Origin of the sequence: Legionella drancourtii LLAP12, from assembly GCF_000162755.2 — a bacterium.
Lineage (GTDB): Bacteria > Pseudomonadota > Gammaproteobacteria > Legionellales > Legionellaceae > Legionella > Legionella drancourtii.
The window spans coordinates 176,698-202,740 of the sequence record NZ_JH413843.1 but is presented as its reverse complement, the minus strand read 5'-3'; the positions used below and the strand labels follow the sequence as shown (position 1 = coordinate 202,740).

Below are 26,043 nucleotides of genomic sequence, written 5' to 3'. Positions count from 1 at the left end.
ATGAATGGAGATGGATACAGGGGCCAATACGCGGGAAAATATCGTTGGTTTAGAGCAACAATTAAAGAAATTATGTCAAGAAATAGAAGCAAAATTACACCTTGCTGAGGGAGACGATTTTGCGCATCTGATTAACGAAGTAGAGCAAGCCATCAATGCAATAAATCCAGTAGTTGCTTTAGCATCTGTGTTAATGAACGCCTACTAAGGTGTACGACTTAAATTAAGCTAGTTCTTGAATCTATAAACCGGATTGGGTCGGCCGCCTAATCCGGGCTAATTTTTATCTTCCCGCGTGGGCTATTACCGCCACATGAGTTTATACCGATTTACTGTATTGAATCGTAAATATCGGGGCCGCATCTTCTAAGACTGTACTACGGTAACTATTTTTCCCTCTACGATAGCGTTGCGCTAAAATTTTAATGTTCATTAAGACAATCGTAGCCAGGATGATGATGATAATGCTGGGGGAGCTCGGCATTTGTGTTTTGCGAGCTAAATAGTCAGATAAGAGTGGGGGGAGACCCGCAGCAAGGCTTGCTGCAATAGAATAAACAATCGAGAGGGCTGTACAGCGTATTTGTAATGGGAATAATTCAGTAAGCAGTACGGTTGCAACGCTGTAATAGCATGCACAAGGGAGCGAGATCAGTAATTGCATTAAAATATAATATCCTGCACTGCCATAATTGATTCCATGCATAAAGGGGTATGCTAAGACGAGTAAACCGCTACTGGCAAAAGTTAGCATTTTTAAGCGGTCTTGCTTGTCTGATATCCAGCCAAAAATAGGGATAAGCAAAGTTACAAAGGCTAAGGAAAGGGTATTCGAGGTCATAATCAAGGAGCGTGATAGATTCGCGTATTGAATTGCGTGTAAGGGAATATATAAATAAAAAAGAACCCCGTGGTTACCGATAAAAAACTAGAGAAAAAAGCATAATGGAACATAAACGGATATTTTTTAACATAACTTAATGCTTGTTTGTAAATATCCCGCGTTGATGGTTTGGCTCTATTGGCATAATAGACGATATAAGCCAGGCTTTCTGGCATTTTTGCGCGAATATAAAAGCCGATAATGGTTGTGAATAAGGCGAATAAAAAGGGCAGGCGCCATAGATAGTCGATATCAGAATAGGTTGTTGCGTAATGACGCATCCCTTCGACAATGAGGCAGGCAAGTAAATAACCTGCTTTTACGCCCACAGAAGACCAACATCCCCTAAATCCACGTTGCTTGTCATCACCACTTTCAACAAGCAAGGACGCTGAGTTCAAAAATTCAGAGCCTAAAGCCATACTTTGAATAATGCGCAGCGTTAACAATAGACCGGCTGCAAATAGGCCTATATGTTGGTATCCGGGAATGACACCAATTAACGCAGTTGAGATGCCCATAATGAGAATAGATACCATCAGTACATTTTTGCGGCCATATAAGTCTGAACATAATCCCAGAATGAAGGCGCCTATAGGTTTTGCTAAATAAGCAATAAAAATTAGAGATAAGACAACAGTAAGGCTTCCCTTATTCTCGCCAATGAGGTGATGAGACATTTCAGTTGCCATGAAATAGCAAATTGACATGTCATAAGCTTCCACGACATTTCCCATGAGGCCGCCTAGTATCGTTTTATTTTGATGTTTCATATTCAACCTGCATGGGTAAATGATGGAGGGAAAAATGGTCACAGGTGTTTAATAGGGGATTTAACCTCGTCGAACAATATTGTCCTATTTTATAAAAATCATCGTGTTGTGTGGCAAAAAGTTCGCGAGTATGTATACAGGATCTACGGCTTGCTATTGAATAAATAATATACTCTTCATCTATTTTTGCCGCGAGGTTTAAACCAATAGGATAAGTATGTTTTATTTGTTTAAGGTAATACAGTTCATCATAACGGGTGTGGCAATATAAATTTTGCCAATAATCTTGGTGACCTAATTGGAACCACTGGGGGGTATAGGTTTTATCATAACGCCACAGCGAACTGCTGAATAAGTTAAATTCCATTGCCGGTGTTGATGAAAGGGTAAGCAATTGATTGTTCTTATTTATGCGCGTAAAGGCTATATGATCAATTTCATGTATTCCTAAAATATCGCGAAATACCGATGAAACCTTACTTCGAAAAGCAAAGAGCACTTCGAGGAGGTCAGGGTGGAGCACTACTTCATTACGACTATTTTCCATAAAACCATTCTTATTTTATGTTCCATGTGGATGGCTAAAATGCTTCACTGAAGCTAAAGCCAGATCTATAATTTTTTTCGATTGCTCATCATTGGCATTGATTAAACTGACGTCATGAATCAATTCCATTAAAAAATCAGGTACTTCTTGTTCCTGCAGCGGGCTATTATATAGACTTGCGGCCTTGGTGAAAATATAGTGGAGTAAAGATTTACTAATCGCTATTTTATCTTGTGAAATTCCTTGATCATTATGAGAGTCGCCAAATAATAACCAACCCGGCGAAACATGAAGTTTCGTGGCAATTTCTACTAATTTAAGTGGCTCGGGTATGGCTTCGCCACGCAGGTATTTTCGACAAATTTGCAGTGAATAACCGGTGATTTCAGAGAGTTTGTGGATACATACTCCAGAGGTGGAGCGTTGCGAATTGAACCCCGCAGCAATCATGGCGTCACGTAAGCGGAAAGCGAACTGTTTTGTTAAATCAACTTTTTCCATGAAAATGCAAAAAACCAGAAGATTGAGGACTTTCTCGCAGTGTAACAAAGCCCGCGCTAACCTGCAAATTTTAGTATTTTTGGAAACTTATTGTTTCGTTTGGAAATCAAGTGTTGACATTGGAAACTAAGTCAGTATACTTATTCTGAAATTTAGGGAAAAGAATTTCACAAGTCCAAAGAAATAACATGGAAATATGTGATACACGATGGAACAAGTATCACCAACAGTTCAACAAACGGAAAAGTGGTCTAACCATAGCGGTTAACCTCGCATTACTATGGCCTGAATGCTCTTATCATTCAGGCCTTTCTTTACACCGGAGCAAGAATGTATTGCTCATTATCAAAGTGAGCAGTTAGTTTTCATAATTCAATAAAGTATGGAAAAACAGTGGTGCAAAATAGAAAATTACTTGGATTTATCAAGAATATTATTTAAATTATTTGCTTTATAATACCTCCTTATTATATACTTCATCCCAATCTAGACCTAGTTCGATTTATAGGCACGTAGCTCAGTGGTAGAGCACCACCTTGACATGGTGGTGGTCGGTGGTTCAATCCCACTCGTGCCTACCATATAATTAAAGTTTAAATAGCCATATATAATGGCTTAAGCATCTCCAATCGAAGGAAGAGATGTAGGGGAAAGGGTCGATTTAAATAATCATTCCTTTCATTCGTCCTAGCGAAAATCTTTTCCCTAACGATTGTCTATTACGGTTTAAGCCCTGCGATGCAGGGTTTTTTTTTGAAAAGAAGTGCTTGAAAGACGGACGGATAAAATCATGCCAAACATTAAATTACCTGATGGAAGTGTAAAACATTTTGAAGCTCCTTTGACAGTCTATGATGTCGCACACAATATAAGTCCCGGCTTAGCTAAAGCAGCCTTAGCTGGTCGTGTTGATGGTCGTTTGGTTGATACTTCTTATCTTATGGAGCATGATTGCTCTTTGGTCATTATTACCGAAAAACAAGAAGAAAGTCTGGAAGTGATTCGTCATTCCACTGCGCATTTATTAGCGCAGGCAGTTAAAAGCCTGTTTCCTAGCGCGCAAGTAACCATAGGCCCGGTGATTGAAGATGGTTTTTATTATGATTTTTCTTTCCAAAGACCCTTTACCCCTGAAGATTTAGAACAAATCGAAGCAAAAATGATGGAATTGGCGAAAGCAAATTATCCCATTACTCGCCGAGAATTACCGCGTGATGAAGCGATTAATTATTTCAAAGATATTGGCGAAGAATATAAAGCGAAAATTATTGCTGATATTCCGGCCACAGAAGTCCTTTCTCTTTATAAGCAAGGCGACTTTGAAGATCTTTGTCGTGGTCCCCACGTACCTGCAACTGGCTTTTTGAAAGCATTTAAATTGACTAAATTGGCGGGTGCTTATTGGCGCGGCGATTCTAATAATGAAATGTTACAACGTATTTATGGTACTGCCTGGGCAGATAAAAAATCGTTGGCCGATTATTTATTCCGTATTGAAGAAGCTGAAAAACGCGACCACCGGAAATTAGGTAAGACCTTAGAGTTATTTCACTTTCAAGATATTGCTCCGGGAATGGTCTTTTGGCATCCTAAAGGTTGGACTATTTATCAAGAACTTGAGCGTTACATGCGCGCTCGTCTAGCAGATTTTGGCTACCAAGAAATTAAGACACCACAATTGGTGGATAAAGTTTTGTGGGAAAAATCAGGGCACTGGGCTAACTTTAGAGATGAAATGTTCGTTACGGAAACGGATAATCGTCACTACGCTGTAAAACCAATGAATTGCCCTTGCCATATTCAAGTTTATAATCAAGGCTTAAAAAGTTATAGAGATTTACCGTTAAGATTTTCTGAATTTGGTAATTGTCATCGCTGCGAGCCATCGGGTTCATTGCATGGTCTAATGCGTGTCCGTAATATGGTTCAAGATGATGCTCATATTTTTTGTACTGAAGATCAAATTCAATCTGAAGTAGATATGATGTTGCAATTGGTACAATCAGTCTATACTGATTTTGGTTTTAATGAAATTAAATACCGTTTGGCCCTCCGTCCAGAAAAACGGGTTGGTGGTGATGATGTTTGGGACAAAGCCGAAGCGGCTTTAAAACAAGCGATGAAAGATAGAACTATTGAATGGGTTGATGCGCCAGGCGAAGGGGCTTTTTATGGGCCGAAAATCGAATGTTCCTTGTCCGATTGTCTGGGGCGAATTTGGCAATGTGGAACAATTCAAGTCGATTTCTCAATGCCAGGCCGTTTAGACGCCAGTTATATTGCCGAAGACGGCAGTAAACAAATCCCGGTAATGTTGCATCGTGCAATTTTAGGATCTTTTGAACGTTTTATGGGGATCTTGATTGAGCACTACGCGGGCAAACTGCCATTATGGCTATCGCCCGTACAGGCTGCAGTGTTGACGATTAGTGAAAAACAAAATGATTATGCACAACAAGTAACACAAATTTTGCAAAAAAGAGGGCTTAGAGCTAACTTTGACTTGAGAAATGAGAAAATTGGCTTTAAAATCCGCGAACATACTTTACAAAAAGTTCCTTATCTATTAGTGATAGGGGATAAAGAAGTTGAATCAGGCCAAGTCGCTGTGCGTTCACGTGAAGGCACGGACTTGGGTGTGATGACAATAGATACAGTTTGTGATACCTTAACGCAAGAAATTGCCCAGAAGGGATCAATATCCAATTAACAAGCAGGGGGGATTAAACCATTAGTGCACCGACTAAGCGTGAAAGTGATCGCGCAAGAATTAATGAACAGATCAATGTACCTGAGGTACGCTTAATTGATGTCGATGGTAACCAGGCAGGAATTGTATCAACCCGCGAAGCCCTGCGTACGGCGGAAGAAGGCGGCTTGGATTTGGTAGAAATATCGCCAACAGCCAAACCTCCTGTATGCCGTATTATGGATTATGGTAAGTTTCTCTTTGAGCTGAGCAAAAAACAAGCTGAAGCTAGAAAAAAGCAAAAGCAAATTCAGGTCAAGGAATTAAAATTCCGTCCTACGACGGAAGATGGAGATTATCAGGTAAAGCTACGCAACCTGATCCGTTTCCTAAATCATGGTGATAAGGTCAAAATTACGCTGCGTTTTCGTGGTCGTGAAATGGCTCATCAAGACCTCGGTATGAAGATTCTTGAGCGTATACAGCAGGATACTGCTGATGTTGCTGTTGTCGAACAACATGCAAAACGCGAAGGAAGACAATTGCTGATGGTATTATCGCCCAAAAAAACTAAGTAGCTGAAACAAATGCGGAGTATCTTGTTATGCCTAAGTTAAAGTCACATCGCGGAGCGTGTAAACGTTTCCGTAAGACTGCAAGTGGTGCGGTTAAACGCCGTGGTGCTTACAGAAATCATATCCTCACCAAAAAGTCTACGAAGCAAAAACGTCATTTACGCGTTGGCGCTAGTACTTTGAAGCCATGCGATGCGCGTTTGGCAGAGCGTATGTTGCACGGTAGTTAAGGGGAGAATGAAAAATGCCAAGAGTTAAACGTGGTGTGACCGCGAAAGCACGTCACAAGAAGATAATGAAGCTTGCGAAAGGTTATTACGGTGCCCGTAGTCGTACTTATCGCGTAGCCAAACAAGCTGTTATTAAAGCGGGTCAATACGCATACCGTGATAGACGTCAGAAAAAACGTCAATTCCGTGCATTATGGATTACTCGTATTAACGCACAAGCTCGTGAATGTGGTTTATCCTACAGCCGTTTGATTGATGGTTTGAAAAAAGCATCAATTGAATTAGATAGAAAAATATTGGCTGATATGGCTGTTCACGACAAAGTAGCTTTTGCTGCAGTAGCTGAACAGGCGAAGGCTGCATTAGCAAACTAATTGTTTTGGGAACTAGATTGGGCTTTATTGCCTAATTCAGAGTACTAAAGCAATGACAATGAACTATTCTAAGGAGGCTAAGGCCTCCTTTTTACTTGTGGGTCTAATTATGCAGGATATCATCACCATACAAGAACAGGCTTCAGAAGCGATTAACGCAGCACAAGATGTTGCTGGCTTAGAATTAATTCGCGTCGATTTTTTAGGTAAAAAAGGCCGGCTAACCGAAATTTTAAAAGGGCTGGCTCATTTATCTGCTGAAGAGAAACCCAAAATAGGGCAATTGGTTAACCAGGTCAAACGTGAAATCAGTACGTTGATTGAAACCAAAATGCATGAATTAAAAGAGAAACAACTCTTAGAGAAACTTTCTTCTGAGCGCATTGATGTAACCTTGCCTGGCCGTGCTAACGAAAGTGGTTCCTTACATCCTGTCACGCAAGTAAAACATCGTATTAACGAATTTTTCAGTCGTTTAGGCTTCGACATTGTTGATGGTCCTGAAATAGAAACTGAGTTTTATAATTTTGAAGCATTGAATATTCCAGGGCATCATCCCGCGCGAGCAATGCATGATACTTTTTATTTTGGCGATGGCCATCTTTTACGGACCCATACGTCACCAGTACAAATCCGCACTATGGAAGAGCGTAAGCCACCGTTTCGTTTAATTGCGCCGGGTCGGGTTTATCGTTGTGATTCCGATCTGACGCATACGCCCATGTTTCATCAGGTAGAGGGTTTATTGATTGACAAGCATGCAACCTTGGCTGGTTTAAAGGGGCTATTACATGATTTTTTTGCTTATTTCTTTGGCCGTGAATTAGCTTTACGCTTCAGGCCTTCTTATTTTCCCTTTACTGAACCTTCCGCTGAAGTGGACATTGAATGCACCCAATGCAGTGGCAAAGGCTGTCGTTCCTGTAAATTTACTGGGTGGCTTGAAGTATTGGGTTGTGGCATGGTACATCCTAACGTGCTAAAGGCGGTCAATATTTCTCCCGATGAGTATCAAGGTTGGGCGTTCGGGATGGGGATGGATAGGTTAGCCATGTTGTATTACGGAATCGATGACTTGCGTATGATGTTTGAAAATGATCTTGCTTTTTTAAGTCAATTTTAGAGTTTTTGGTTAATTTATTTTCATTGCTATCATCTTCGTGCACACGCAAACACTGGGTGATGGCTATCGTGTATATATAAGAAGTTTAATCAGGTGGTAAGGACTATAGATGAAATTAAGTAAATTATGGTTACGTGAATGGGTGAATTTCTCATTAACTGAACACGAATTAGCCGAGCAATTGACTATGGCGGGCCTGGAAGTAGATGCAGTAAGTCCAGTAGCCGGCGAGTTTACTCACGTAATCGTTGCTGAAGTTCTTAGCACTAAGCCTCATCCTGATGCGGATAAATTAACGTTATGCGAAGTAAATATAAATAGTGATCAACCGTTACAAATTGTTTGTGGTGCCGCAAATGTTCGAGCTGGATTGAAAGTTGCATTGGCCATGATTGGCGCTGTTTTACCCGGTGGTTTTAAAATTAAGGAATCTAAGCTGCGCGGGCAGTTGTCACAAGGCATGCTTTGTTCGGTTACTGAGTTAGGAATGGCAGAACAATCTGATGGCATCATGGAGTTAGAGGCTGATGCGCCTGTGGGCATGGATTTGCGTGACTATTTAACGCTTGATGACCATGTAATAGACGTTGATTTAACACCTAACCGTGCTGATTGTTTCAGTGTTTTAGGTATTGCACGTGAAATCGCTGTATTAAATAAACTGCCCTTGCAGGAACCAGTGGTTACTCCGGTGATAGCAAGGATTGACGATGTATTGCCTATACAGTTACAAAACCCTGAAGCCTGCGCACATTATTGTGGACGTATTATTCGTAATATCAATACTCAGGCAAGCACGCCTTTGTGGATGAGTGAGCGTTTACGCCGTTCTGGAATAAGAACCTTACATCCAGTAGTCGACATTATGAATTACGTTATGCTGGAACTGGGTCAACCGATGCATGCTTTTGATTTGGCGACGATAAAAGGTGGTATTCAGGTGCGCTTTAGCAATGAGCAGGAGCAACTCGAGTTGCTTGATGGTCAAGATTTAACTTTAAATGAAAACGTATTAGTCATTGCGGATCAAGAAAAACCCTTAGCAATGGCGGGTGTGATGGGCGGTGAGGCGAGTGCGGTACAAGCTCATACTATAGACGTATTTTTAGAAAGTGCCTTTTTTAATCCCATTATTATTGCCGGCGTGGCGCGCAAATTCGGTTTATTTAGTGACTCCTCACAACGTTATGAACGTGGAGTGGACCCTTATTTACAAATAAAAGCACTTGAACGGGCAACGTCCCTTATTTTAGCGATTGTTGGTGGTGATGCCGGACCCGTAATTGAAGCCAAAGATATGCATTATTTACCGGCAACGATTAAATTTGTTTTTGATAGCGATAAAGTTAAGAAATTAACTGGCTTGAGTATTTCGCCAAAAGAAATGAAAGAGTTATTAACAGGTATTGGTATTACCATTGTCAGTGAGCGCGCTAATTTATTTGATGTTAGCGTTCCTTCTCATCGATTTGATATTCAACAAGACGTGGATTTAGTTGAAGAAGTTATTCGTCTTTATGGTTATGATAATTTAAAAGCAGAGCCAATGACTGCTCCTGTACAAGCAGGAAGTGTCTGTGCGAATGAAGAAATTGCCACTCGTTTAGCACACTGGTTTAGCAGTAAGGGTTATCATGAAACAATCAGCTATAGTTTCGTTGATCCGCAATTACAAGAAGAGATTTATCCGCAGCATGAATTTATGCAATTACTCAATCCTATTTCCTCAGAGTTATCGCAGATGCGAGCGGGTATGTGGCCAGGATTAATTGCTTCGATGATTTATAACGTCCATCGCCAACAAAATTTCATTAAGTTTTTTGAAGTTGGTGTGGTTTTTGATGTGAAGCAGCAGCAATTAACCGAACGCCCTTGCATTGCCGGATTACTGACTGGCGAGCAAGGAAGTGTTAATTGGAGTGAACCCTGCCACTTTTTTGACTTTTTTGATTTAAAGGGTGATTTACAATCTTTATTCGGCACTTTAAAATTAAATCATGTCGAGTTTATTGCGGCGACTCACGAAGCCTTGCATCCTGGTCAGTCAGCACAAATACAGATTAATGGTGTCTTTGCTGGATGGATAGGGACTTTACACCCACGTTTGGCTGATGCGTTGGATTTACAACATGATGTCTTATTGTTTGAATTAAATTTAGCAGCGCTGGCTGGTTATGGTGCTCCACGTTATAAGACAATTTCAAAGTATCCGCAGATTCGTCGGGATTTATCATTCTTGGTCGATAAGAATATCAGTGTGAAGCAGATTGAATCGGCAGTTCGCGATACGGTGACCGAAAATTGGTTAAAGGCGTTTGACGTATTTGATGTTTATACGGGGCAAGGTATTTCTGAAAGTAAGAAAAGTTTAGCAATTGCTATGACTTTACAAGACGATAGTCGCACTTTAGTTGATACTGAGATCAATTCTTTAATCAGTGCTATAATCAAAACGTTGGAAAATGAATTTTCAATCATGTTGAGGGAATAATCGTGAATGCACTGAGCAAAGCAATAATGGCAGAAACCCTGTGTGATGAATTAAAATTGTCTAAACCTGCCTCTAAGGAGATGGTCGAGAATTTTTTTGAAGTACTTCGACATGCCCTAGAGCACGGACATCATGTAAAATTATCAGGTTTTGGTAATTTTACGTTAAGGGATAAGCCACAAAGACCTGGTCGAAATCCAAAAACTGGTGAAGAAATTCCAGTTGTAGCCAGAAGAGTCGTGACGTTTAAATCTGGCTTGAAATTAAAAACTAAAATTGAAGAGATAGGAAGTTAGTTTGTTGGCTTATTATGCAAAACACATACTCATATGTACGAACCAGAAAGCCGCAGGCAAGCAATGCTGCGCTAATTCTGGCGGTGAAGAGTTTTTTACTTACATGAAATCTCGCTTAGTCGAGCTGGGCATCCATGGTCCAGGAAATGTTCGTGTCAGTAAATCAGGTTGTCTTGGTCGTTGTGGTTCAGGACCTTGTATCGTAATTTATCCTGAAGGTGTATGGTATTCTTATGCATCTTTTGCCGATATTGATGAAATTATAGATTCTCATTTAATTTCTGGTGTAGTTGCTCACGAATTGCTAATTGATTCTGAGCAAGTATAATCCAATCGTTATTATTTTGGCCTTGGCCTGATGCAAGAGTTGTGCGATACTTAGCCGGTTGGGTCAAGGCCCAACCTACGCTCAAGATACACATTTAAATACATGAAATTTGTTCTATTTCCATGAATTTAATTATTTGTTTGTAAATTTTTACCCTTTTTACTTGTAGGATGTTTCTGTTTTGGTTAAAATCGCCCGTCCATGATAGAAGATTACTAATTTAGGCAGTTCGGAGTTCATTTAATGAAGACATTTAGTGCCAAAAGCCATGAAGTCAAACGTGACTGGTTCGTGGTTGATGCCAGCGATAAAGTTTTAGGTCGCTTAGCTACTGAGATTGCCCGTCGTTTACGCGGCAAGCATAAAGCTGAGTTTACCCCCCATGTTGATACTGGCGACTACATCATCGTCACAAACGCAGAGAAAGTTACTGTGACTGGTCGTAAGTTTAAAGACAAGATGTATTACCGTCATACTGGTCACCCAGGTGGTATAAAATCAGATAGTTTTGAAAAATTACAGGCTAGAAATCCTGCTAAAATTATCGAGCTTGCTGTAAAAGGCATGTTACCAAAAAATCCTTTGGGTAGAGAGATGTATCGCAAGCTGAAAGTATATGTTGGCAGCGAGCATCCGCATACTGCACAGCAACCCAAGCAACTAGATATTGAGGAATAAGTATTATGGCTGAAATGAAGCAATATTATGGCACAGGCCGTAGAAAAAGTTCAACAGCTCGTGTGTTTTTGCGCCCAGGTAAAGGGGAGATCAAAGTTAATGGTCGCTCTTTACAAGAATATTTTTGCCGTGAAACCTCTTGCATGGTTGTAATGCAACCTTTAGAAACAGTTGAATTAGTTAATAAGTTTGATATTTATGTTACTGTTATTGGCGGCGGAATTTCTGGTCAAGCAGGTGCTGTTCGTTTAGGTATCGCTAGAGCCTTAGTTGCTTATGATGAGCAAGGATTAGCAGAAGATGCTGAGCCAAACCCTGATTCATTCCGTAGAAAACTTCGTGCCCGTGGTTTGTTAACACGTGATTCGCGTCGTGTGGAACGAAAGAAAGTGGGGCTACACAAAGCACGTCGTGCTACTCAGTACTCCAAGCGTTAATCGTCATTGGATACGAAGAAACCCCGCTTATGCGGGGTTTTTTTATGGCGTCCTGCTAAGACCTATTATCTTTATTCCGTGTAGGTTGGGTCGTTTGATGTAACAACAGGCCTCATCAGCAACGTCAAATCTGCAATGAACCACAAATGACTCTACCTATATTATAAAGCGAGTTCATCATGAGTGATATTATTGATCATGAACAAAAGAACAATGAGTATGTAGATGAAGACCGACGACGTTTTTTGTTAGCGACTACTTGTGTTTTAGGTGGGGTCGGAGCCTTATGTGCATTAACGCCACTGGTATCGTCCTGGTTGCCCAGCGCTAAGGCCCAAGCTGACGGTGCGCCGGTGCAGGTGGATTTAAGTAAAATGGAACCTGGTGAGCAAGCGGTTGTTGCGTGGCGTGGTAAACCCGTGTGGATCATCCGTCGCACGAGTGCAATGTTACAAAAATTGTCGCAGAATTCGCCACAATTGCGCGATCCGCAATCGCTAACGGCACAGCAACCGGCATATGCGCAAAATGAATATCGCTCAATTAATCCAGAGTATTTAGTTTTGATTGGGATTTGTACCCATCTTGGCTGCTCCCCTAAATATAAGCCTTCTCTAGGTGATTTGGGACCTGATTGGCCCGGAGGATTTTTCTGTCCTTGCCATGGTTCTACCTTTGATCTTTCCGGTCGCGTTTTTAAAGGCGTGCCTGCACCGATTAATATGGAAGTACCTCCATATTATTTTATTGATAAACATACAATTGTTATTGGTGAGGATAAAAACCACGTTCAATAGGTTGTTGCCATGTTGCTTGCTCTTTTATTTGTTGCAGAGATGATTTATGAGGCTTAAGAATGAATCGATTATTTCATTGGCTTGATGCACGTTTCCCCTTAGTGAGTATTTGGAAACGATATTTCAGTGCCTATTACGTACCTAAAAACTTAAATTTCTTTTATTTCTTTGGCTCGCTCGCATTGCTCGTGTTAATCAATCAGTTTATTACTGGTTTATGGCTCACTATGTTTTACACTCCAAGTGCAGAACAGGCTTTTTCTTCTGTGGAATACATTATGCGTGATGTAAATTATGGTTGGTTATTGCGTTATATGCATTCCACGGGGGCTTCCGCCTTTTTTATCGTCATTTACTTGCATTTGTTTCGTGGTCTGCTTTATGGTTCTTATCAACAGCCACGGGAGTTGGTTTGGCTATTGGGCATGTTGTTATACGTTTTATTATTGGCTGCTGCCTTTTTAGGGTATTTGTTGCCTTGGGGACAAATGTCGTATTGGGGAGCAGAAGTTATCACCTCTTTGGTTGGTGGGATTCCTTATATTGGTGAACACTTAATGGTTTGGCTAAGAGGTGATTATTCGGTTGCGAATGCGACCTTACAGCGATTTTTTGCTTTGCATGTTATTGCGGTACCTTTCTTAATCATCATGCTTGTTTTCTTGCATGTGGTTGCTTTACATAAGGTAGGCTCAAATAATCCTGAAGGCATTGATATTAAGAATACTTTGAATGAGCTGGGAAACCCTATCGATGGCATTCCTTTTCATCCTTATTATCTGGTTAAGGATTTGGTTGGGACGCTTGTTTTTTTAATTTTATTTTTTGCCGTAGTCTTTTTTGCTCCAGAGATGGGGGGCTATTTTCTGGAACAAAATAATTTTGCACCCGCCAATCTTATGGTTACCCCGGATCATATTGCACCAATGTGGTATATGTCGCCGTTTTACGCCATTCTGCGGGCTATTCCAGATAAGTTGTTAGGCATTATCTGTATGGGGGCTGCCATAGTAGTTCTTTTCTTTTTGCCTTGGTTAGATCGCAGCCCTGTGCGGTCTATGCGTTATAAAGGCTGTGTTTCTCGCTTGATGTTATTTGTAGGGGTGAGTGCTTTTATCGTTTTAGGTTATTTAGGAACGTTATCCGTTACTCCTGGGCGATTGCTTGTGGCACGAATGAGCCTTGTTTGTTATTTTGCTTACTTTATGTTGATGCCCTTTTATACGCGTTGGGAAACAGTACGTGCGTTGCCAACAAGGATAGGGGGCTAATAATTATGTATAAAAAATGGCTTTACTTGCTCAACATCTTTGTCCTTCTGGGAAGTCCCTTCCTTTGGGCGCAGGCACCAGTTATTGACGTGCGCAATCAAGCAAGCCTACAACGTGGTGCTAAGCTGTATATGAATTACTGTTCAGGTTGCCATTCATTAAAATATTTACGCTATAATCAAATGGCGGAGGGGTTGGGGCTAATTAGCTTTGATGGGCATGTTGATGAAGGCTTATTAAAAGATAATCTTATTTTTACGCAAGCATCAATTAATGATCCTATTCGGGTTGCCTTACCGCCAGAAGATGCACTGCAATGGTTTGGTGTTGTACCCCCGGATTTGTCGTTAATTGCCCGTGAAAAAGGTGCTGATTGGCTCTATACTTACCTGAAAAGTTTCTATAATGATAAATCCAGACCGTTTGGTACTAATAATTTGCTTAAGCCGGGTGTTGCTATGCCGAATGTTTTAGAGCCGTTCATTGGTGAAATGGCTTTAGAACAAAATAGCAAAGGTTGTTCTAAAGCCTTATCTTTAGTAAAAGAAGGTGAATTGCCACAAGCGCAAATCAATAGTTTTTTGCAGGATTTAGTTACTTTTCTTGTCTATGTTGGTGAGCCGATACAACGCATTCGTTACCGAATAGGCTTGATTGTTATCGCTTTTTTAAGTGTTTTTTTGTTGGTGGCTATTGGCTTAAAGAAAGTCTATTGGCGAAAAATACCATAGATTTAGGTAGTAAAGTAACCCAAAAGGTTAAAAATGTGGTAAAGTGTAACGTTTGTACTGTAAGGTCCCTTACTGTTTTTCATGAAATAAATAGGAGTTGCTCATGGCAATTGTTGCAAAGCGCACTATAATGTCTTTATTTTCTGATATTGATGATGTGTATAGTCATCAAGTACGGATTGTATTGGCTGAAAAAGGAGTTAATGTTGAAATTCTTCCCGCCAAACAAAATGAACCAAGTGCTGATCTTTTAGCTTTAAATCCTTATGGAACCGTACCTACACTGATTGATAGAGAACTTGTCCTGTATGAACCACGTATTATTATGGAATATTTAGACGAGCGTTTCCCTCATCCCCCCTTATTGCCTGTTTATCCTGTTGCACGTGCGGAAACCCGTAAAATGATGCACCGTATAGAGCACGATTGGTATTACTTAATGAATCAAATTTTAAGAGATACAAACACCGAACAAGCAAGAGCAAATTTGTTTGAAAGCTTAACCAGTCTTGACCCTGTTTTTGCAGATAAACAGTATTTCTTAAGTGATGAGTTTTCCTTATTGGATTGTGCATTAGCTCCTTTATTGTGGCGCTTGCCCCGATTAGGCATCGAAATTGCACCAGAATTTAAAGGCTTAATTGCATACATGCAGCGCTTGTTTAAACGAGACGCGTTTCTAGCAAGCTTGACTGATGCTGAGCGCCAATTAAGAGCGGCATAAAGATATGACTATGACATCAAACAAACCTTATTTAATTCGCGCCTTCTATGATTGGATTGTAGATAATGAATTAACGCCTTATATTTTAGTTCATGCTGAGTATTTAGGTGTGCAGGTTCCTCAAGAGCATGTTGTTGAGGCACGGATTGTGTTAAATATTTCGCCATCGGCAACGCGTGGTCTTCTATTGGAAAATGATCGCATCGTTTTTACTGCACGTTTTTCAGGAAAAACGGAGCAAATTTTTGTCCCTCCGGCTGCGGTTTTGGAAATTTATGCTAAGGAAAACGGTAGAGGTATTGCTTTTGAACTTGAAGATGAGCCATCACCACCGCCACCGACTACGATGGGTGATGCTGAAGTTGCTGCAATTAAAAGTAAGCCGTCGTTAAAATTAGTTAAGTAATGTAGATTATCAAGTTAAGCTGGCAGATTCATTTTTCCTTTGGGGCATAGGCGTCAAGCTAAGAAAAAATCTTCTGCCTACTTCCCGCGGCTTGTCTGCGGGAGCCAAGGATCTGGTCTAAAGAGTAGATCTCGGGATTTCGCAGACAAGCTGTGAAACGTAGGAGTAAGACTTAGCTTGATGCCTATTATGCCTCTTGGAGAGAAGAGTTTTTCCGACTTAATTGGAGAGGGGAGATAACCATAATCGCCCCTTATCTTATGGATTCGATCTTGGAGCAAATAGGTGACTAAACCAGACGCTGCCCTTTATCGTTGTGAACAAATAAGAGCCTGTGAACAACAAGCCACATCGTTATATCAATTAGATGAACATGAATTAATGTCTCGAGCCGGTGCAGAGGCGTTTTTTTATATTAAAAAACTGTATCCACAAGTGAAACACCTCGCTGTATTTTGTGGCTCAGGAAATAATGCTGGCGATGGTTATGTGGTTGCGCGCCTAGCGCATGAGCATGGGTTATTGGTCACGATTTATCAAGGCAAAGCATTAGCCGATTTACCTCCGGCAGCGCAATATGCCGCCTTAATGGCAACAGGGGCTGGCATTGAGTGTCAATTTGTGGATGAGCCTTTAGATAGTGATGTTGAATTAATCGTTGATGCCCTTTTAGGTATCGGCTTAAAAGGGCCTGTTCACGGGGTAATTGCTGCGGCAATTAATCAGATCAATACCAGTGATTTACCCGTTGTTTCTTTGGATATTCCCTCCGGACTCAATGCAGATACCGGCCGCGTCGAAAATTTTTGTGTTAAAGCAGATACCACCTTGACCTTTATTGCCTTAAAGTCAGGGATGTATACTGGTGATGGTCCTGATTATTGCGGTGAAATATATGCTTGTTCCCTACAACTTGAGATGTGCGTTGCCAAACAGACACCGGTGGCTAGTCTTTTAAATTCTGCCACGGTTTCTTTGCCATTGCCTCCACGTAAAAAGAATTCGCATAAAGGGGATTATGGACATGTTTTAGTCATCGGTGGCGGTCCTGGCATGCCTGGAGCGATTGCTTTAGCTGCAAAAGCGGCAATGCGTACCGGGGCTGGTGCCGTAACAATCGCCACCTGGCCTGAACATGCAAAAGGGCCTTTGCCCTTAATGCCTGAAGCGATGATTTGGGGGGTGAACACAGCAAAAGATTTGCAGCCATTATTAGCTCGTGCCACGGTTTGTGTCATTGGGCCTGGACTGGGCGACAGTGATTGGGCCGTCAATCTATATTTAGCCGCAATTACCTCACAATTGCCAATGGTTATTGATGCTTCTGCATTAAGATTGCTAGCAGAACATCCGCAAGTGGATGACAATTGGATATTAACACCACACCCAGGTGAAGCGGCTGCGTTACTTTCTTGTTCTACCGAGCAGATTCAGAAGGATCGTTATCAGGCGGCCGCAAAAATTCAAAAACAATATGGTGGCATCGTAGTGCTTAAAGGCACTGGTTCAATCGTTCAAACTACGGAAAAAAATGCTTTTGTATGCACAAAAGGTAATCCTGCTATGGCAAGTGCTGGCATGGGCGATGTATTAAGCGGTATCATTGCCGGTCTTTGTGCCCAAGGCTTATCTTTATCCGAAGCAACCCAGTGCGCGGTGTATGCGCATGCCGCTGCTGGAGATCAAATGGCGCAGGCCATGGGAGGTGCTGGATTATTAGCCAGTGATTTGTTTGATGTTTTACCTTATGTACTGAATAACCGTGAATGAATTGAATAACGCTATAACTTTTGATTTACCGAATGAACAAGCCAGCGAGGCGTTTGCGACTTGTCTGGCTTCATGTCTTACCCCGCCATTAATTATCACCTTTTGTGGTGATCTTGGGGCAGGAAAAACGACCATTATTCGTGCCATGCTCAGGCATTTAGGCATTCGCTCTGCAATTAAAAGCCCTACCTTTTCATTGGTGGAAAGTTATGTCTGTCAGAATATGCCGGTGCACCATTTTGACTTATATCGCATCCAGCATGAAGACGAATTGGAATATTTGGGCTTTCGAGATTATTTTACTAATGAAAGCATCTGTTGTATTGAGTGGGCTGAAAAAGCAGGAAAGGCATTGCCTAAAGTAGATATTCGTTTTAAGTTAAATATGAAAGGGGCTGGACGCGAAATGCAAATTACAACATTTAGCGACACTGGCAAAAGAATTTTAGATCGCCTTGCAGGTGAATTATGATCCTACGCTCATGCTGTTTGTTGATGGTGATGTGCTTCGGCTCATTGGCGGCCTTTGGTACCCAACTTAAGGCGGTTGAAGTAAAACAGCAAAAAAAGCAAACATCGCTTTTTTTTACCCTTGATGGACCATTTACCCATAAATTGTTTATTTTGTCACAGCCAATGCGTGTTGTAGTCGATTTTAGTGGCACTCAACTGGCGGTTAATTTACGTCAACCAGGGTTAACCAATGCGCTTATTCAACACGTACGTACTGGGCATGCTGAGGCTAAAAATTTACGCTTAGTTTTAGATCTTAGTCAACATGTACAGATACGCTCGGCTCCTTGGCAGCCCCCAGGTAGTGCTTTTGGAGTACGTGTTGACCTATTATACAGCCAGGAACCGGTAGTCTTAACTTCCGTCAATCCTGTCGTTAAAGCAACAGCGATACACACAGTGGCGACTTCCTCGCCCTCGTTACCGATAAAAAACCAGTCGGCACCAAAGGTACAACCTATTTTGGCACAGCAACCTCCGGTCAAAGTAAGTAATACCCCTCCATTTAAGGCCTTACGTAATGTGATTGTTGTCTTGGATGCTGGTCATGGCGGCAAGGATTCAGGTGCTCGTGGTCCGCATAATAGTAAAGAAAAAGATGTGGTTTTAGCGATTACGTTGAAATTGAAACGTTTAATTGATCAGCAGCCAGGTATGCATGCTGTATTGACACGTTCGGGTGATTATTATGTTGGCTTACGTGAGCGCATGGAGATTGCCCGCAAATATAATGGTGATGTATTTGTTGCGATTCATGCCGATGCTTTTCATAATCCTCATTCCAATGGTGCTTCTGTATTTGCTCTGTCACAACGTGGTGCTACGAGCGAAGCGGCGCGTTGGCTTGCTGAAAAAGAAAACTATTCAGAGTTAGGTGGGGTGAATTTAGGTGAATTAGATGATCGGAATGGGGTGGTGCGTTCGGTATTAATCGATTTATCGCAAACGGCAACCATCAACTCAGGCTTACAGATGGGTGGACGTGTATTGAGCCAATTAGGTAGTTTTACCACCTTACACAATGCTCGTGTGGAGCAAGCGCGTTTTATGGTGTTAAAATCACCTGATATTCCTTCCATTTTGGTCGAAACAGGATTTATTTCTAATCCGCGTGAAGAGCGCAACTTGACTAGCTCCGCTTATCAATTTCGTTTAAGTCAGGCAATATTTCAAGGAATTAAAGGTTATTTTTGGGAAAATCCACCGCATGGTTCACGTATTGAAGCTATGGTCGTGAATAAATTTCATTTAGTGCATGCCGGTGATACGTTGCCCGCAATTGCTGCCCGTTATCATGTTTCCGTGAATGCTTTGCAAGCAGCAAATCATTTGCGTGGTATAACTCGACTGCGGCCTGGTCAAAAATTAGTGATTCCAGCGACATGGGTATAAGAATTCATCAATTACCTGCATTGATTGCTAATCAAATCGCCGCGGGTGAGGTGATTGAGCGCCCTGCATCGGTGGTGAAAGAGTTATTGGAAAACTCTTTGGATGCTGGAGCCGATGCGATTACCGTTGAAATTGGTTATGGCGGCTTAAATCAAATTAAAATCAGTGATAACGGGGTAGGCATCGTTGCTGATGATTTACCTTTAGCTATTGCTGCGCATGCCACCAGTAAAATCAACACGCTCAATGATTTATATGCTATTGACAGTATGGGTTTTCGTGGTGAAGCATTAGCCAGTATCGCTTCCGTTGCTAAAGTGAGCATCAGTTCCAAGCCGGCAGAACAAGACACGGCCATGATGTTACGGGTTCATGGTATGGAAACAACCCTTTCCCCTTGTGCACGCACGCAGGGAACCACTATTGATGTGGTCGATTTATTTTTTAATGCACCAGTACGCAAACGTTTTTTAAAAAGTGAAAAACTGGAGTTCCAAGCGATTGAGACCGTGGTGAAACGCTTTGCTTTAGCTGCGCCAGGAATTGCTTTAACGTTAAAACATAATGGCAAGCAGGTTTTATCTTTGCCGGCGGCAAGCAATGAACAGGCGCAACTAACCCGTATCACACGCATACTGGGGAGTGCTTTTGTAAAAGAGGCTATATATTTGGATGTAGAGCGTGGCGTGATGCGCCTTTATGGCTGGACCAGCGGAGCCAATTTTCAACGCAGTCAAAATGATCGGCAGTGGGTTTACATCAATCAACGTATGGTCAAAGACAAGCTTATTAATCATGCCATCAAGCAAGCCTATGGCGATTTATTGCACCCAGGGCGCTTCCCCTCATGTCTGCTCTATTTGACCATTGATCGCGCGGAAGTTGATGTTAACGTACATCCCACCAAGCATGAGGTGCGTTTTCAACAGCCACGATTGGTTCATGATTTTTTCACGTCGCAATTAACGGCTGCCTTGCGCGCTGAGCCGCAAGCTAATACCGAAGAACCATATGCACTTGTTGCGCATGAGCAAACGAAAGCAATTTGCGAGCCCTATCCACAATTATTTGCCCTGACACCGCGAAGTGCACCAGTGGATGTTGAGGTACCTTGGGTTAGCTTAAATAGCCAATATCTTTTAGCGTTTATCCAGCAACAACCGTATATTGTTGATGTCTTTGCCTTGCAAAAATATCTTTTGCAGGAGCAATTAACTCAGCAGAACTTGCCTTTAGCCAGCCGACCCTTGTTGGTACCCATTCGTTATACCATTACCCCTCATTTACGACAGAAAATTACGGAACTAAGCTACAATTTAAGCCAATTAGGTATTTTGCTTGAATTATCAGGTGAGAATGAGGTATTGATTCGCACGATTCCTTTAAGTATTCCGTATTTGGATCTGCGTTTGTTTTTGGATGCAGTGGCTACCTTAGAGGGGTTGCACCTGAATGCCTTGTTGGCGTTAGTGAGTGAGGCCCAAGTTTTTGATCCCAGACTATTGAGTCCAGAAGAAAAAATGGAATTGAATCAGTTGTTGATTAAGTCGCATGGACAGGAACAGGAAAAACCAGGCTTATTTAAAGCATTAACGGTTGAAAATTGTCGGAAGTTATTACATGTCTAAATTGATTTTTTGTTTAATGGGACCTACCGCGTCAGGGAAAACTGCTTTAGCGTGTGAGTTAATAAAACAATACCCTTTTGAGATTATTAGTGTTGATTCCGCAATGATTTATCGCGAGATGAATATTGGCACCGCGAAACCAACCCTTGAGGAGCTGCGCGTTGCACCACATCATTTAATTGATATTAAAGATCCCACTGAAGCTTATTCAGCGGCGCAATTTTGTGCGGATGTCGCGTCTTTAGTCGTGACGATTAACAATAAGGGTAATATCCCCTTATTAGTTGGTGGAACCATGATGTATTTTAATGCTTTACAACAGGGTTTATCCACCTTGCCGGAAGCCAATCCTGCAATCCGCCTGCAATTGGAAGATGAAGCAGTCGTGCACGGCTGGGACGTGCTGCATCAAAAATTGATGCAGGTTGATCCCAAAGCTGCAACGCGTATTCATGCTCATGATACGCAAAGAATTCAACGGGCATTGGAAGTTTATTATCTAACTGGAACTTCTTTATCTGTGTTTCTGGAGCAACAAAAAAAGGACCCTGATTATCAATTTGTAAATTTTGCTTTGTTTCCCACTCAGCGCACTTGGTTGCATGAACGGATTGCCTTGCGTTTTGAGCAAATGTTAGCTCAAGGGTTTATTGAAGAAGTAGAGCAATTACAAGAAAAATGGAATTTAACCATGAACTTACCTTCGATGCGCTGTGTGGGATATCGACAGGCACTTGAGTATTTGCATGGAGATTATGACTATGCGCTGATGCGTGATAAAGGCATCGCAGCCACCCGTCAACTCGCAAAACGACAATTGACTTGGCTTAGGCATTGGGATGATGTGTTGTACTATGATCCACAAAATACAGCTTTTCGTGATGGGATTATGGCGAAAACCAGGGAAATATTAGATAATCGCTAAATCATTTATTGAATGAAATCCTGTTACCTGTTGAGGGAAAGGGATTTTTATAATTGAGGAACATAATGTTAAAAGAAAAATTAGAACCTGCAAGCGCGAAAAAAAATTACGTTGTGCATCGCGATCAATTGCCCTTAAGTTGTCCAACTGATGACATGATCTTATGGAACGCGCATCCTAAAGTTTATTTGCCTATAGAAAAAACTGGCGTGGAAGTATGTCCTTATTGTGGTTCGAGATTTGTATTGCAGAATGATTAATTCTATTTGTATTGTAAGATTATCTGCGCTTGGTGATGTTTTGATGGTGGTTCCTCTCATTAGAACTTTGCAAGCTAGTTTACCGCAAGCCAAACTAACCTGGATTATTTCCAGGCCCGCGTTTGATTTAGTGGAAGGGATGGATGGTGTTGAGTTTATTGTCATTGATAAACCACATCATCTGGCAGATTATTGGCGTTTTAAGAAGCAAATGAATGGACGCACGTTTGATGTATTACTCGCGCCGCAAGCCAGTTTACGCACCAACTTCCTTTATCCTTTAATTAAAGCTAAACGTAAAATTGGTTATGATGATCGGCGCGCCAATGATGGTCACCGTTGGTTTGTGAATGAACGGGTTACTCCTGGTTTTGAACATACTTTGGATGGTTTTTTAAAATTTGCTGCAGCGCTGGGAATCCATGATAAAGTAATCCGGTGGGATTTACCGATTGCCGCTGTTGATTATGAATGGGCCGAGCAGCAGTTGCCCCAACAAGGCCCCATCCTCGTGATTAATCCGGCTGCCAGTAAGCCGGAACGTAGTTGGCCGGTGGAGCGTTATATTGATGTTTTGCGTCAAGCCCAGAAGCAATGGCAGGTACAGGTAGTAATAACCGGTGGCCCAGGTGATTTTGATAAGCAATTAGCCGAGCAAATCGCCCAAGTGATTCCTGCCATCAACTTAGCCGGAAAAACCAAGCCCAAGCAATTGTTAGCATTGATCAGCAAGGCAAACGTAGTGCTTTGCCCTGATACCGGTCCTTCACATATGGCGACGGCGGTAAACACCCCCGTAATTGCCTTGCATGCGGTAACCAATCCTCTGATTTCTGGTCCTTATCTTTTTCCTCATTTAGTGGTGAATCGTTACCCTGAAGCGGCAGCAATGATATTAGGCAGTGAGTCGATTGAAGATGTTTGGGGACAACATGTTCACGGCGATGAAAGCATGAAGTTAATTACCGTTGCTGAAGTAATGGCTAAATTAGCTATGGTTTTTTCTTAATTAGCATGTCTTTTTAGTTGGTAATACTTCAACATCAACACTCATGACTTCTCAACTACATCCAGGCTTAAGTAAGTATCTTGTTGATATGGCCACATTTTACAGCTAATTTTTATAATTTAAGCGGGTAAATATGGTATCATTTTTTTTTACATCAATTTGTTGTAAGCAATGAAAATAAAAAGTTTTGCTTGTGGTTTGTTCCTTAGTATTCAGGCTGTTGCTGCGCCACATTTTTCTCCGGCTGAACCATTCCCCGCTGCTCGTTATGCGATTAATGGACCGGCTTTGTGCGCAACCGCCAAAGAAACCTTGGCTTATTTAAACAAAGGCAATCACTATGATCCGCGGGTTATTCATGATGGCAAAGTGATTAAAGTGCCTCTTGCACGCGTCAAAGCAACTTTGCTTTTTATTTGCCAGCATCAACATAATCTTCAGGATCCCGCTTTTATTAAAAAACACTTTGATTTTGTGCGCTGGTATCCAGATGTGGAGCAGACGAAAGCACTGCGCTTAACAAAACCGCTCCTTGCTAACTTACCCAAAGATAAAATTTTAATGACCAAGTATTATGTTCATCGTGCCAAAGTAGCAAGCAAACCCTCTGCAGTCTATCCTTTTGCACTTTATGCTCTGCCAAAGGATGAAGAATCGCTTAGCCTGGAAGTAGCCGATACCAAACCTGGACTTACTCGCTTCCGATATGGAAAACAAGCTATCTTAAAAGGCGCATTGGCAAATAAAAATGTTCCAGTCCTGGCTTATCTGCGGCGAGAAGACTTGGAAGCGGCTTTAATGCAAGGTACGGTTTTGGCTGATTTTGGTGGTCAGGTAAAAAACTTTAATGTTCACCGTTGTAATAACATTCCGTATGATAAAGCGCAAAATCCGTATAAACAAGAGCGCTATTGGTATTTTAAAGCCGTAAATGGCATTAAAGGTTATGGCAAAGATGCAGAGCATAAAATCACCGTTAATAGCGAAGTTACGTTCGCCGCGAATCTGGAACAGTTTGGTCTGGGAAAATTGCTTATGGTGCAATATCCTGACCAAACAGGAACAATGGTGACGCGCGCGGGTATTTTTGCTGATACTGGAGGTGCATTCCAAAACAACCTGTATCAAGTCGATTTTTTAACGGGCAGTTATGCGGGGAGAGATGCTTTTTATCAGGCAAACCGTCATTTACCTGATTATGTGGCTGCCTATTTCATGGTGCTAAAAAAATAAGATGAAAATTTTTATAGTCAGCTTCTTCTTGCTAAATTCTGTGGGTCATGCCTTTTCTTGTCATGATGCGCAGAAAATTCATAAAACTCCGATTCAGTTTAATGAAGAGCGTATTGCTTTAACACGGCAATATCAATTAACCCATTATGGGATTAACGCTAAATCAATCGAAATTGAGCCGAAAATGATTGTTTTGCACTGGACATGCATACCCACCTTCAAAGCGACTTTTCGTGTATTTAATTCGCCTGCTTTTCCACAAAACTCACCACGCATCAGCGAATTGCCAGGCAACTTAAATGTATCAAGCCATTTTGTTGTGGAGCGTGATGGCCGTATTCATCAGCTCATGCCTGATAATTGGATGGCAAGACACGTCATTGGTCTAAATCATTATGCGATTGGTATTGAAAATATAGGTGGCATTGATGGGAAGGATGACTTAACCGATGCTCAAGTAAAAGCCAATGCATTTTTAGTGTGTTATTTAAAAAAGAAATACCCAGAAATTAACTATGTTATCGGTCATAATGATTATTTAAATTTCAAAAAGACGGCTCTGTGGCTTGAACTCGATCCTACTTATCAAACGGATAAGACCGATCCCGGGCCATTTTTTCTTGGTAAGGTCATGAAATTAGTCCGCCACGTCTAAATTTCGTATTACCTCTTTTCTAGCGCGAGTATGGTTTCCTCATATAAGGTATGCACCAATTAGCTATTAATGCTTTAACGAAAAATCATGTAAAAAAGGAATAAAGGCCAAGCGGTATAAAGCTACATCAGAAACTGATGTAGTTGTGAAATTCTTAAGGTCTTCCAACCTTAAGAATTTTATGAGATTGTCTTCGACAAATGGACTTAACTATGCTGCAGGAGCGGCTTGCTTAATACTTTCCTCTATTTCCTTAATTTTTAAAGAACTATCCGTAGAAAAGAACGTAAATTTTCCTTTATTCATCGTCATGTTAATTCCAGCGGCGATTGCATAACCTACTCCTCCCGTGAGTACTATGGCAAGAATATTGACCAGTATTTTTGTCCAGTCTCTATGGTTATCTAGTACTTCTCGGGCGGTGTTTATTTCTCGTGTACAGGTTAGTTTGAAATCCTCAAAAGATTTTGGATTAGGTTCATTGGCAAAATAGCTATTTCCTGCTTTTTTTAAAGCAGCATAAAGTGTTGCTGCTGCTTGATATGCTGCATCAAGCTCTGGCTTGTCTTTAAACTCAGACATTTTTTGTTTTAATAATTTAATTTTATCGTTGAATTTTCGTTCATTGTGTCTGGGAATTTTTCCATGACCACTTAATACTGAAGCATCAGGAATTTTTCCATGACCACTTAATACTGAAGCATCAGGAATTTTCCATGACCACTTAATACTGAAGCATCAGGAGCACTAAACCCTTTCGGTTCCAACTCGCTCATAAAATGAAATTCTTTCTTGATGGGATAA

Annotated in this window: 30 protein-coding genes and 1 tRNA gene; 26 read left to right on the top strand and 5 right to left on the bottom strand. The window is 41.3% G+C overall.

All coding sequences use genetic code 11. The features are described from left to right. Window positions 1-4 precede the first annotated feature (4 nt). Window positions 5-208, top strand: a complete 204-nt coding sequence (locus LDG_RS14270) for a hypothetical protein (protein ID WP_006872128.1) — start codon at window positions 5-7, stop codon at window positions 206-208. A 111-nt stretch (window positions 209-319) separates the two neighbouring features. On the opposite strand, the gene LDG_RS18665 is transcribed toward LDG_RS14270, so the two are convergent. From LDG_RS18665 to LDG_RS14255, 4 genes are read right to left on the bottom strand one after another with little or no spacing between them, the layout of a single operon-like run. Beyond that, window positions 320-847, bottom strand: coding sequence for an MFS transporter (locus LDG_RS18665; RefSeq protein WP_324602966.1), 528 nt, complete (start codon window positions 845-847; stop codon window positions 320-322). Then, window positions 844-1,656, bottom strand: coding sequence for an MFS transporter (locus tag LDG_RS14265; RefSeq protein WP_050805579.1), 813 nt, complete (start codon window positions 1,654-1,656; stop codon window positions 844-846). The genes LDG_RS18665 and LDG_RS14265 overlap by 4 nt, the downstream gene beginning before the upstream one ends. Further along, window positions 1,640-2,203: a hypothetical protein gene (locus tag LDG_RS14260; protein ID WP_006872125.1), complete on the bottom strand. Its 564-nt coding sequence runs from the start codon at window positions 2,201-2,203 to the stop codon at window positions 1,640-1,642. The genes LDG_RS14265 and LDG_RS14260 overlap by 17 nt, the downstream gene beginning before the upstream one ends. A gap of 15 nt (window positions 2,204-2,218) precedes the next feature. Beyond that, window positions 2,219-2,704: a helix-turn-helix domain-containing protein gene (locus LDG_RS14255; RefSeq protein WP_040536022.1), complete on the bottom strand. Its 486-nt coding sequence runs from the start codon at window positions 2,702-2,704 to the stop codon at window positions 2,219-2,221. A gap of 506 nt (window positions 2,705-3,210) precedes the next feature. On the opposite strand from LDG_RS14255, the gene LDG_RS14250 reads away from it, so the two are divergent. The 25 genes from LDG_RS14250 to LDG_RS14130 all read left to right on the top strand — a co-directional run bounded on the left by LDG_RS14250 (window position 3,211) and on the right by LDG_RS14130 (window position 25,239). Beyond that, window positions 3,211-3,285 (top strand) — tRNA-Val (locus LDG_RS14250). A 209-nt stretch (window positions 3,286-3,494) separates the two neighbouring features. Next, window positions 3,495-5,414: a threonine--tRNA ligase gene (thrS, locus tag LDG_RS14245; protein ID WP_006872123.1), complete on the top strand. Its 1,920-nt coding sequence runs from the start codon at window positions 3,495-3,497 to the stop codon at window positions 5,412-5,414. Window positions 5,415-5,434: 20 nt separating this feature from the next. Further along, complete coding sequence (gene infC / locus LDG_RS14240; RefSeq protein WP_006872122.1) at window positions 5,435-5,971, top strand: translation initiation factor IF-3; 537 nt, start codon at window positions 5,435-5,437, stop codon at window positions 5,969-5,971. A gap of 26 nt (window positions 5,972-5,997) precedes the next feature. Beyond that, window positions 5,998-6,198 (top strand): 50S ribosomal protein L35, encoded by a 201-nt coding sequence (gene rpmI / locus LDG_RS14235; protein ID WP_006872121.1) that lies wholly within the window; start codon window positions 5,998-6,000, stop codon window positions 6,196-6,198. A 14-nt stretch (window positions 6,199-6,212) separates the two neighbouring features. Then, entirely contained in the window at window positions 6,213-6,572 is a 360-nt protein-coding gene (gene rplT / locus LDG_RS14230) for a 50S ribosomal protein L20 (RefSeq protein WP_006872120.1), read from the top strand. Between the two features lie 109 nt (window positions 6,573-6,681). After that, window positions 6,682-7,695 carry a phenylalanine--tRNA ligase subunit alpha gene (gene pheS, locus LDG_RS14225; RefSeq protein WP_006872119.1) on the top strand — a complete coding sequence of 338 codons (1,014 nt, stop codon included), beginning with the start codon at window positions 6,682-6,684 and terminating at the stop codon, window positions 7,693-7,695. A gap of 109 nt (window positions 7,696-7,804) precedes the next feature. Next, complete coding sequence (gene pheT, locus LDG_RS14220) at window positions 7,805-10,186, top strand: phenylalanine--tRNA ligase subunit beta (RefSeq protein WP_006872118.1); 2,382 nt, start codon at window positions 7,805-7,807, stop codon at window positions 10,184-10,186. Between the two features lie 2 nt (window positions 10,187-10,188). Next, complete coding sequence (locus LDG_RS14215; RefSeq protein ID WP_006872117.1) at window positions 10,189-10,482, top strand: integration host factor subunit alpha; 294 nt, start codon at window positions 10,189-10,191, stop codon at window positions 10,480-10,482. A 1-nt stretch (window position 10,483) separates the two neighbouring features. After that, window positions 10,484-10,810, top strand: coding sequence for a (2Fe-2S) ferredoxin domain-containing protein (locus LDG_RS14210; protein ID WP_006872116.1), 327 nt, complete (start codon window positions 10,484-10,486; stop codon window positions 10,808-10,810). Between the two features lie 243 nt (window positions 10,811-11,053). Beyond that, window positions 11,054-11,488, top strand: a complete 435-nt coding sequence (gene rplM, locus LDG_RS14205) for a 50S ribosomal protein L13 (protein WP_006872115.1) — start codon at window positions 11,054-11,056, stop codon at window positions 11,486-11,488. Between the two features lie 5 nt (window positions 11,489-11,493). Continuing rightward, complete coding sequence (gene rpsI / locus LDG_RS14200) at window positions 11,494-11,925, top strand: 30S ribosomal protein S9 (protein WP_006872114.1); 432 nt, start codon at window positions 11,494-11,496, stop codon at window positions 11,923-11,925. A gap of 179 nt (window positions 11,926-12,104) precedes the next feature. After that, window positions 12,105-12,722: a ubiquinol-cytochrome c reductase iron-sulfur subunit gene (petA, locus tag LDG_RS14195; protein WP_006872113.1), complete on the top strand. Its 618-nt coding sequence runs from the start codon at window positions 12,105-12,107 to the stop codon at window positions 12,720-12,722. Between the two features lie 59 nt (window positions 12,723-12,781). After that, window positions 12,782-13,993: a cytochrome b gene (locus tag LDG_RS14190; protein WP_006872112.1), complete on the top strand. Its 1,212-nt coding sequence runs from the start codon at window positions 12,782-12,784 to the stop codon at window positions 13,991-13,993. A gap of 5 nt (window positions 13,994-13,998) precedes the next feature. Next, window positions 13,999-14,724, top strand: coding sequence for a cytochrome c1 (locus LDG_RS14185; RefSeq protein WP_006872111.1), 726 nt, complete (start codon window positions 13,999-14,001; stop codon window positions 14,722-14,724). A gap of 103 nt (window positions 14,725-14,827) precedes the next feature. Continuing rightward, a complete protein-coding gene (locus LDG_RS14180; protein ID WP_006872110.1) occupies window positions 14,828-15,448 on the top strand; it encodes a glutathione S-transferase N-terminal domain-containing protein in 621 nt (206 codons plus the stop codon). 4 nt (window positions 15,449-15,452) lie between these two features. Beyond that, a complete protein-coding gene (locus tag LDG_RS14175) occupies window positions 15,453-15,854 on the top strand; it encodes a ClpXP protease specificity-enhancing factor (protein WP_040536014.1) in 402 nt (133 codons plus the stop codon). Window positions 15,855-16,139: 285 nt separating this feature from the next. After that, the gene (locus tag LDG_RS14170; RefSeq protein ID WP_006872108.1) at window positions 16,140-17,624 is read left to right on the top strand and encodes an NAD(P)H-hydrate dehydratase; all 1,485 of its coding nucleotides are present in this window, start codon (window positions 16,140-16,142) and stop codon (window positions 17,622-17,624) included. Further along, window positions 17,611-18,096, top strand: a complete 486-nt coding sequence (tsaE, locus tag LDG_RS14165; RefSeq protein ID WP_040536011.1) for a tRNA (adenosine(37)-N6)-threonylcarbamoyltransferase complex ATPase subunit type 1 TsaE — start codon at window positions 17,611-17,613, stop codon at window positions 18,094-18,096. The genes LDG_RS14170 and tsaE overlap by 14 nt, the downstream gene beginning before the upstream one ends. Further along, window positions 18,093-19,529: an N-acetylmuramoyl-L-alanine amidase gene (locus LDG_RS14160; protein ID WP_040536009.1), complete on the top strand. Its 1,437-nt coding sequence runs from the start codon at window positions 18,093-18,095 to the stop codon at window positions 19,527-19,529. Before tsaE ends, LDG_RS14160 begins: the two co-directional genes overlap by 4 nt. Then, on the top strand, window positions 19,520-21,157 hold the full coding sequence (mutL, locus tag LDG_RS14155; RefSeq protein WP_006872105.1) for a DNA mismatch repair endonuclease MutL: 1,638 nt from the start codon (window positions 19,520-19,522) through the stop codon (window positions 21,155-21,157). Before LDG_RS14160 ends, mutL begins: the two co-directional genes overlap by 10 nt. Next, the gene (gene miaA, locus LDG_RS14150; protein ID WP_006872104.1) at window positions 21,150-22,082 is read left to right on the top strand and encodes a tRNA (adenosine(37)-N6)-dimethylallyltransferase MiaA; all 933 of its coding nucleotides are present in this window, start codon (window positions 21,150-21,152) and stop codon (window positions 22,080-22,082) included. Before mutL ends, miaA begins: the two co-directional genes overlap by 8 nt. A 65-nt stretch (window positions 22,083-22,147) precedes the next feature. Further along, on the top strand, window positions 22,148-22,342 hold the full coding sequence (locus LDG_RS14145; protein WP_006872103.1) for a zinc-finger domain-containing protein: 195 nt from the start codon (window positions 22,148-22,150) through the stop codon (window positions 22,340-22,342). Continuing rightward, the gene (locus LDG_RS14140; protein ID WP_006872102.1) at window positions 22,335-23,351 is read left to right on the top strand and encodes a glycosyltransferase family 9 protein; all 1,017 of its coding nucleotides are present in this window, start codon (window positions 22,335-22,337) and stop codon (window positions 23,349-23,351) included. The genes LDG_RS14145 and LDG_RS14140 overlap by 8 nt, the downstream gene beginning before the upstream one ends. A gap of 171 nt (window positions 23,352-23,522) precedes the next feature. After that, complete coding sequence (locus tag LDG_RS14135) at window positions 23,523-24,584, top strand: hypothetical protein (protein ID WP_040536007.1); 1,062 nt, start codon at window positions 23,523-23,525, stop codon at window positions 24,582-24,584. Between the two features lies 1 nt (window position 24,585). After that, window positions 24,586-25,239 carry an N-acetylmuramoyl-L-alanine amidase gene (locus LDG_RS14130; RefSeq protein WP_006872099.1) on the top strand — a complete coding sequence of 218 codons (654 nt, stop codon included), beginning with the start codon at window positions 24,586-24,588 and terminating at the stop codon, window positions 25,237-25,239. 210 nt (window positions 25,240-25,449) lie between these two features. On the opposite strand, the gene LDG_RS14125 is transcribed toward LDG_RS14130, so the two are convergent. Then, on the bottom strand, window positions 25,450-25,821 hold the full coding sequence (locus tag LDG_RS14125) for a hypothetical protein (protein ID WP_006872098.1): 372 nt from the start codon (window positions 25,819-25,821) through the stop codon (window positions 25,450-25,452). Window positions 25,822-26,043: the final 222 nt, after the last annotated feature.

Coding starts and splice junctions, on each gene's coding strand:
- LDG_RS14270 (WP_006872128.1), top strand. CDS start 5: ATGGAGATGGATACAGGGGCCAATACGCGGGAAAATATCGTTGGTTTA.
- LDG_RS14265 (WP_050805579.1), bottom strand. CDS start 1,656: ATGAAACATCAAAATAAAACGATACTAGGCGGCCTCATGGGAAATGTC.
- LDG_RS14260 (WP_006872125.1), bottom strand. CDS start 2,203: ATGGAAAATAGTCGTAATGAAGTAGTGCTCCACCCTGACCTCCTCGAA.
- LDG_RS14255 (WP_040536022.1), bottom strand. CDS start 2,704: ATGGAAAAAGTTGATTTAACAAAACAGTTCGCTTTCCGCTTACGTGAC.
- thrS (WP_006872123.1), top strand. CDS start 3,495: ATGCCAAACATTAAATTACCTGATGGAAGTGTAAAACATTTTGAAGCT.
- rpmI (WP_006872121.1), top strand. CDS start 5,998: ATGCCTAAGTTAAAGTCACATCGCGGAGCGTGTAAACGTTTCCGTAAG.
- rplT (WP_006872120.1), top strand. CDS start 6,213: ATGCCAAGAGTTAAACGTGGTGTGACCGCGAAAGCACGTCACAAGAAG.
- pheS (WP_006872119.1), top strand. CDS start 6,682: ATGCAGGATATCATCACCATACAAGAACAGGCTTCAGAAGCGATTAAC.
- pheT (WP_006872118.1), top strand. CDS start 7,805: ATGAAATTAAGTAAATTATGGTTACGTGAATGGGTGAATTTCTCATTA.
- rplM (WP_006872115.1), top strand. CDS start 11,054: ATGAAGACATTTAGTGCCAAAAGCCATGAAGTCAAACGTGACTGGTTC.
- rpsI (WP_006872114.1), top strand. CDS start 11,494: ATGGCTGAAATGAAGCAATATTATGGCACAGGCCGTAGAAAAAGTTCA.
- petA (WP_006872113.1), top strand. CDS start 12,105: ATGAGTGATATTATTGATCATGAACAAAAGAACAATGAGTATGTAGAT.
- LDG_RS14190 (WP_006872112.1), top strand. CDS start 12,782: ATGAATCGATTATTTCATTGGCTTGATGCACGTTTCCCCTTAGTGAGT.
- LDG_RS14185 (WP_006872111.1), top strand. CDS start 13,999: ATGTATAAAAAATGGCTTTACTTGCTCAACATCTTTGTCCTTCTGGGA.
- LDG_RS14180 (WP_006872110.1), top strand. CDS start 14,828: ATGGCAATTGTTGCAAAGCGCACTATAATGTCTTTATTTTCTGATATT.
- LDG_RS14175 (WP_040536014.1), top strand. CDS start 15,453: ATGACTATGACATCAAACAAACCTTATTTAATTCGCGCCTTCTATGAT.
- LDG_RS14160 (WP_040536009.1), top strand. CDS start 18,093: ATGATCCTACGCTCATGCTGTTTGTTGATGGTGATGTGCTTCGGCTCA.
- mutL (WP_006872105.1), top strand. CDS start 19,520: ATGGGTATAAGAATTCATCAATTACCTGCATTGATTGCTAATCAAATC.
- miaA (WP_006872104.1), top strand. CDS start 21,150: ATGTCTAAATTGATTTTTTGTTTAATGGGACCTACCGCGTCAGGGAAA.
- LDG_RS14145 (WP_006872103.1), top strand. CDS start 22,148: ATGTTAAAAGAAAAATTAGAACCTGCAAGCGCGAAAAAAAATTACGTT.
- LDG_RS14140 (WP_006872102.1), top strand. CDS start 22,335: ATGATTAATTCTATTTGTATTGTAAGATTATCTGCGCTTGGTGATGTT.
- LDG_RS14135 (WP_040536007.1), top strand. CDS start 23,523: ATGAAAATAAAAAGTTTTGCTTGTGGTTTGTTCCTTAGTATTCAGGCT.
- LDG_RS14130 (WP_006872099.1), top strand. CDS start 24,586: ATGAAAATTTTTATAGTCAGCTTCTTCTTGCTAAATTCTGTGGGTCAT.
- LDG_RS14125 (WP_006872098.1), bottom strand. CDS start 25,821: ATGTCTGAGTTTAAAGACAAGCCAGAGCTTGATGCAGCATATCAAGCA.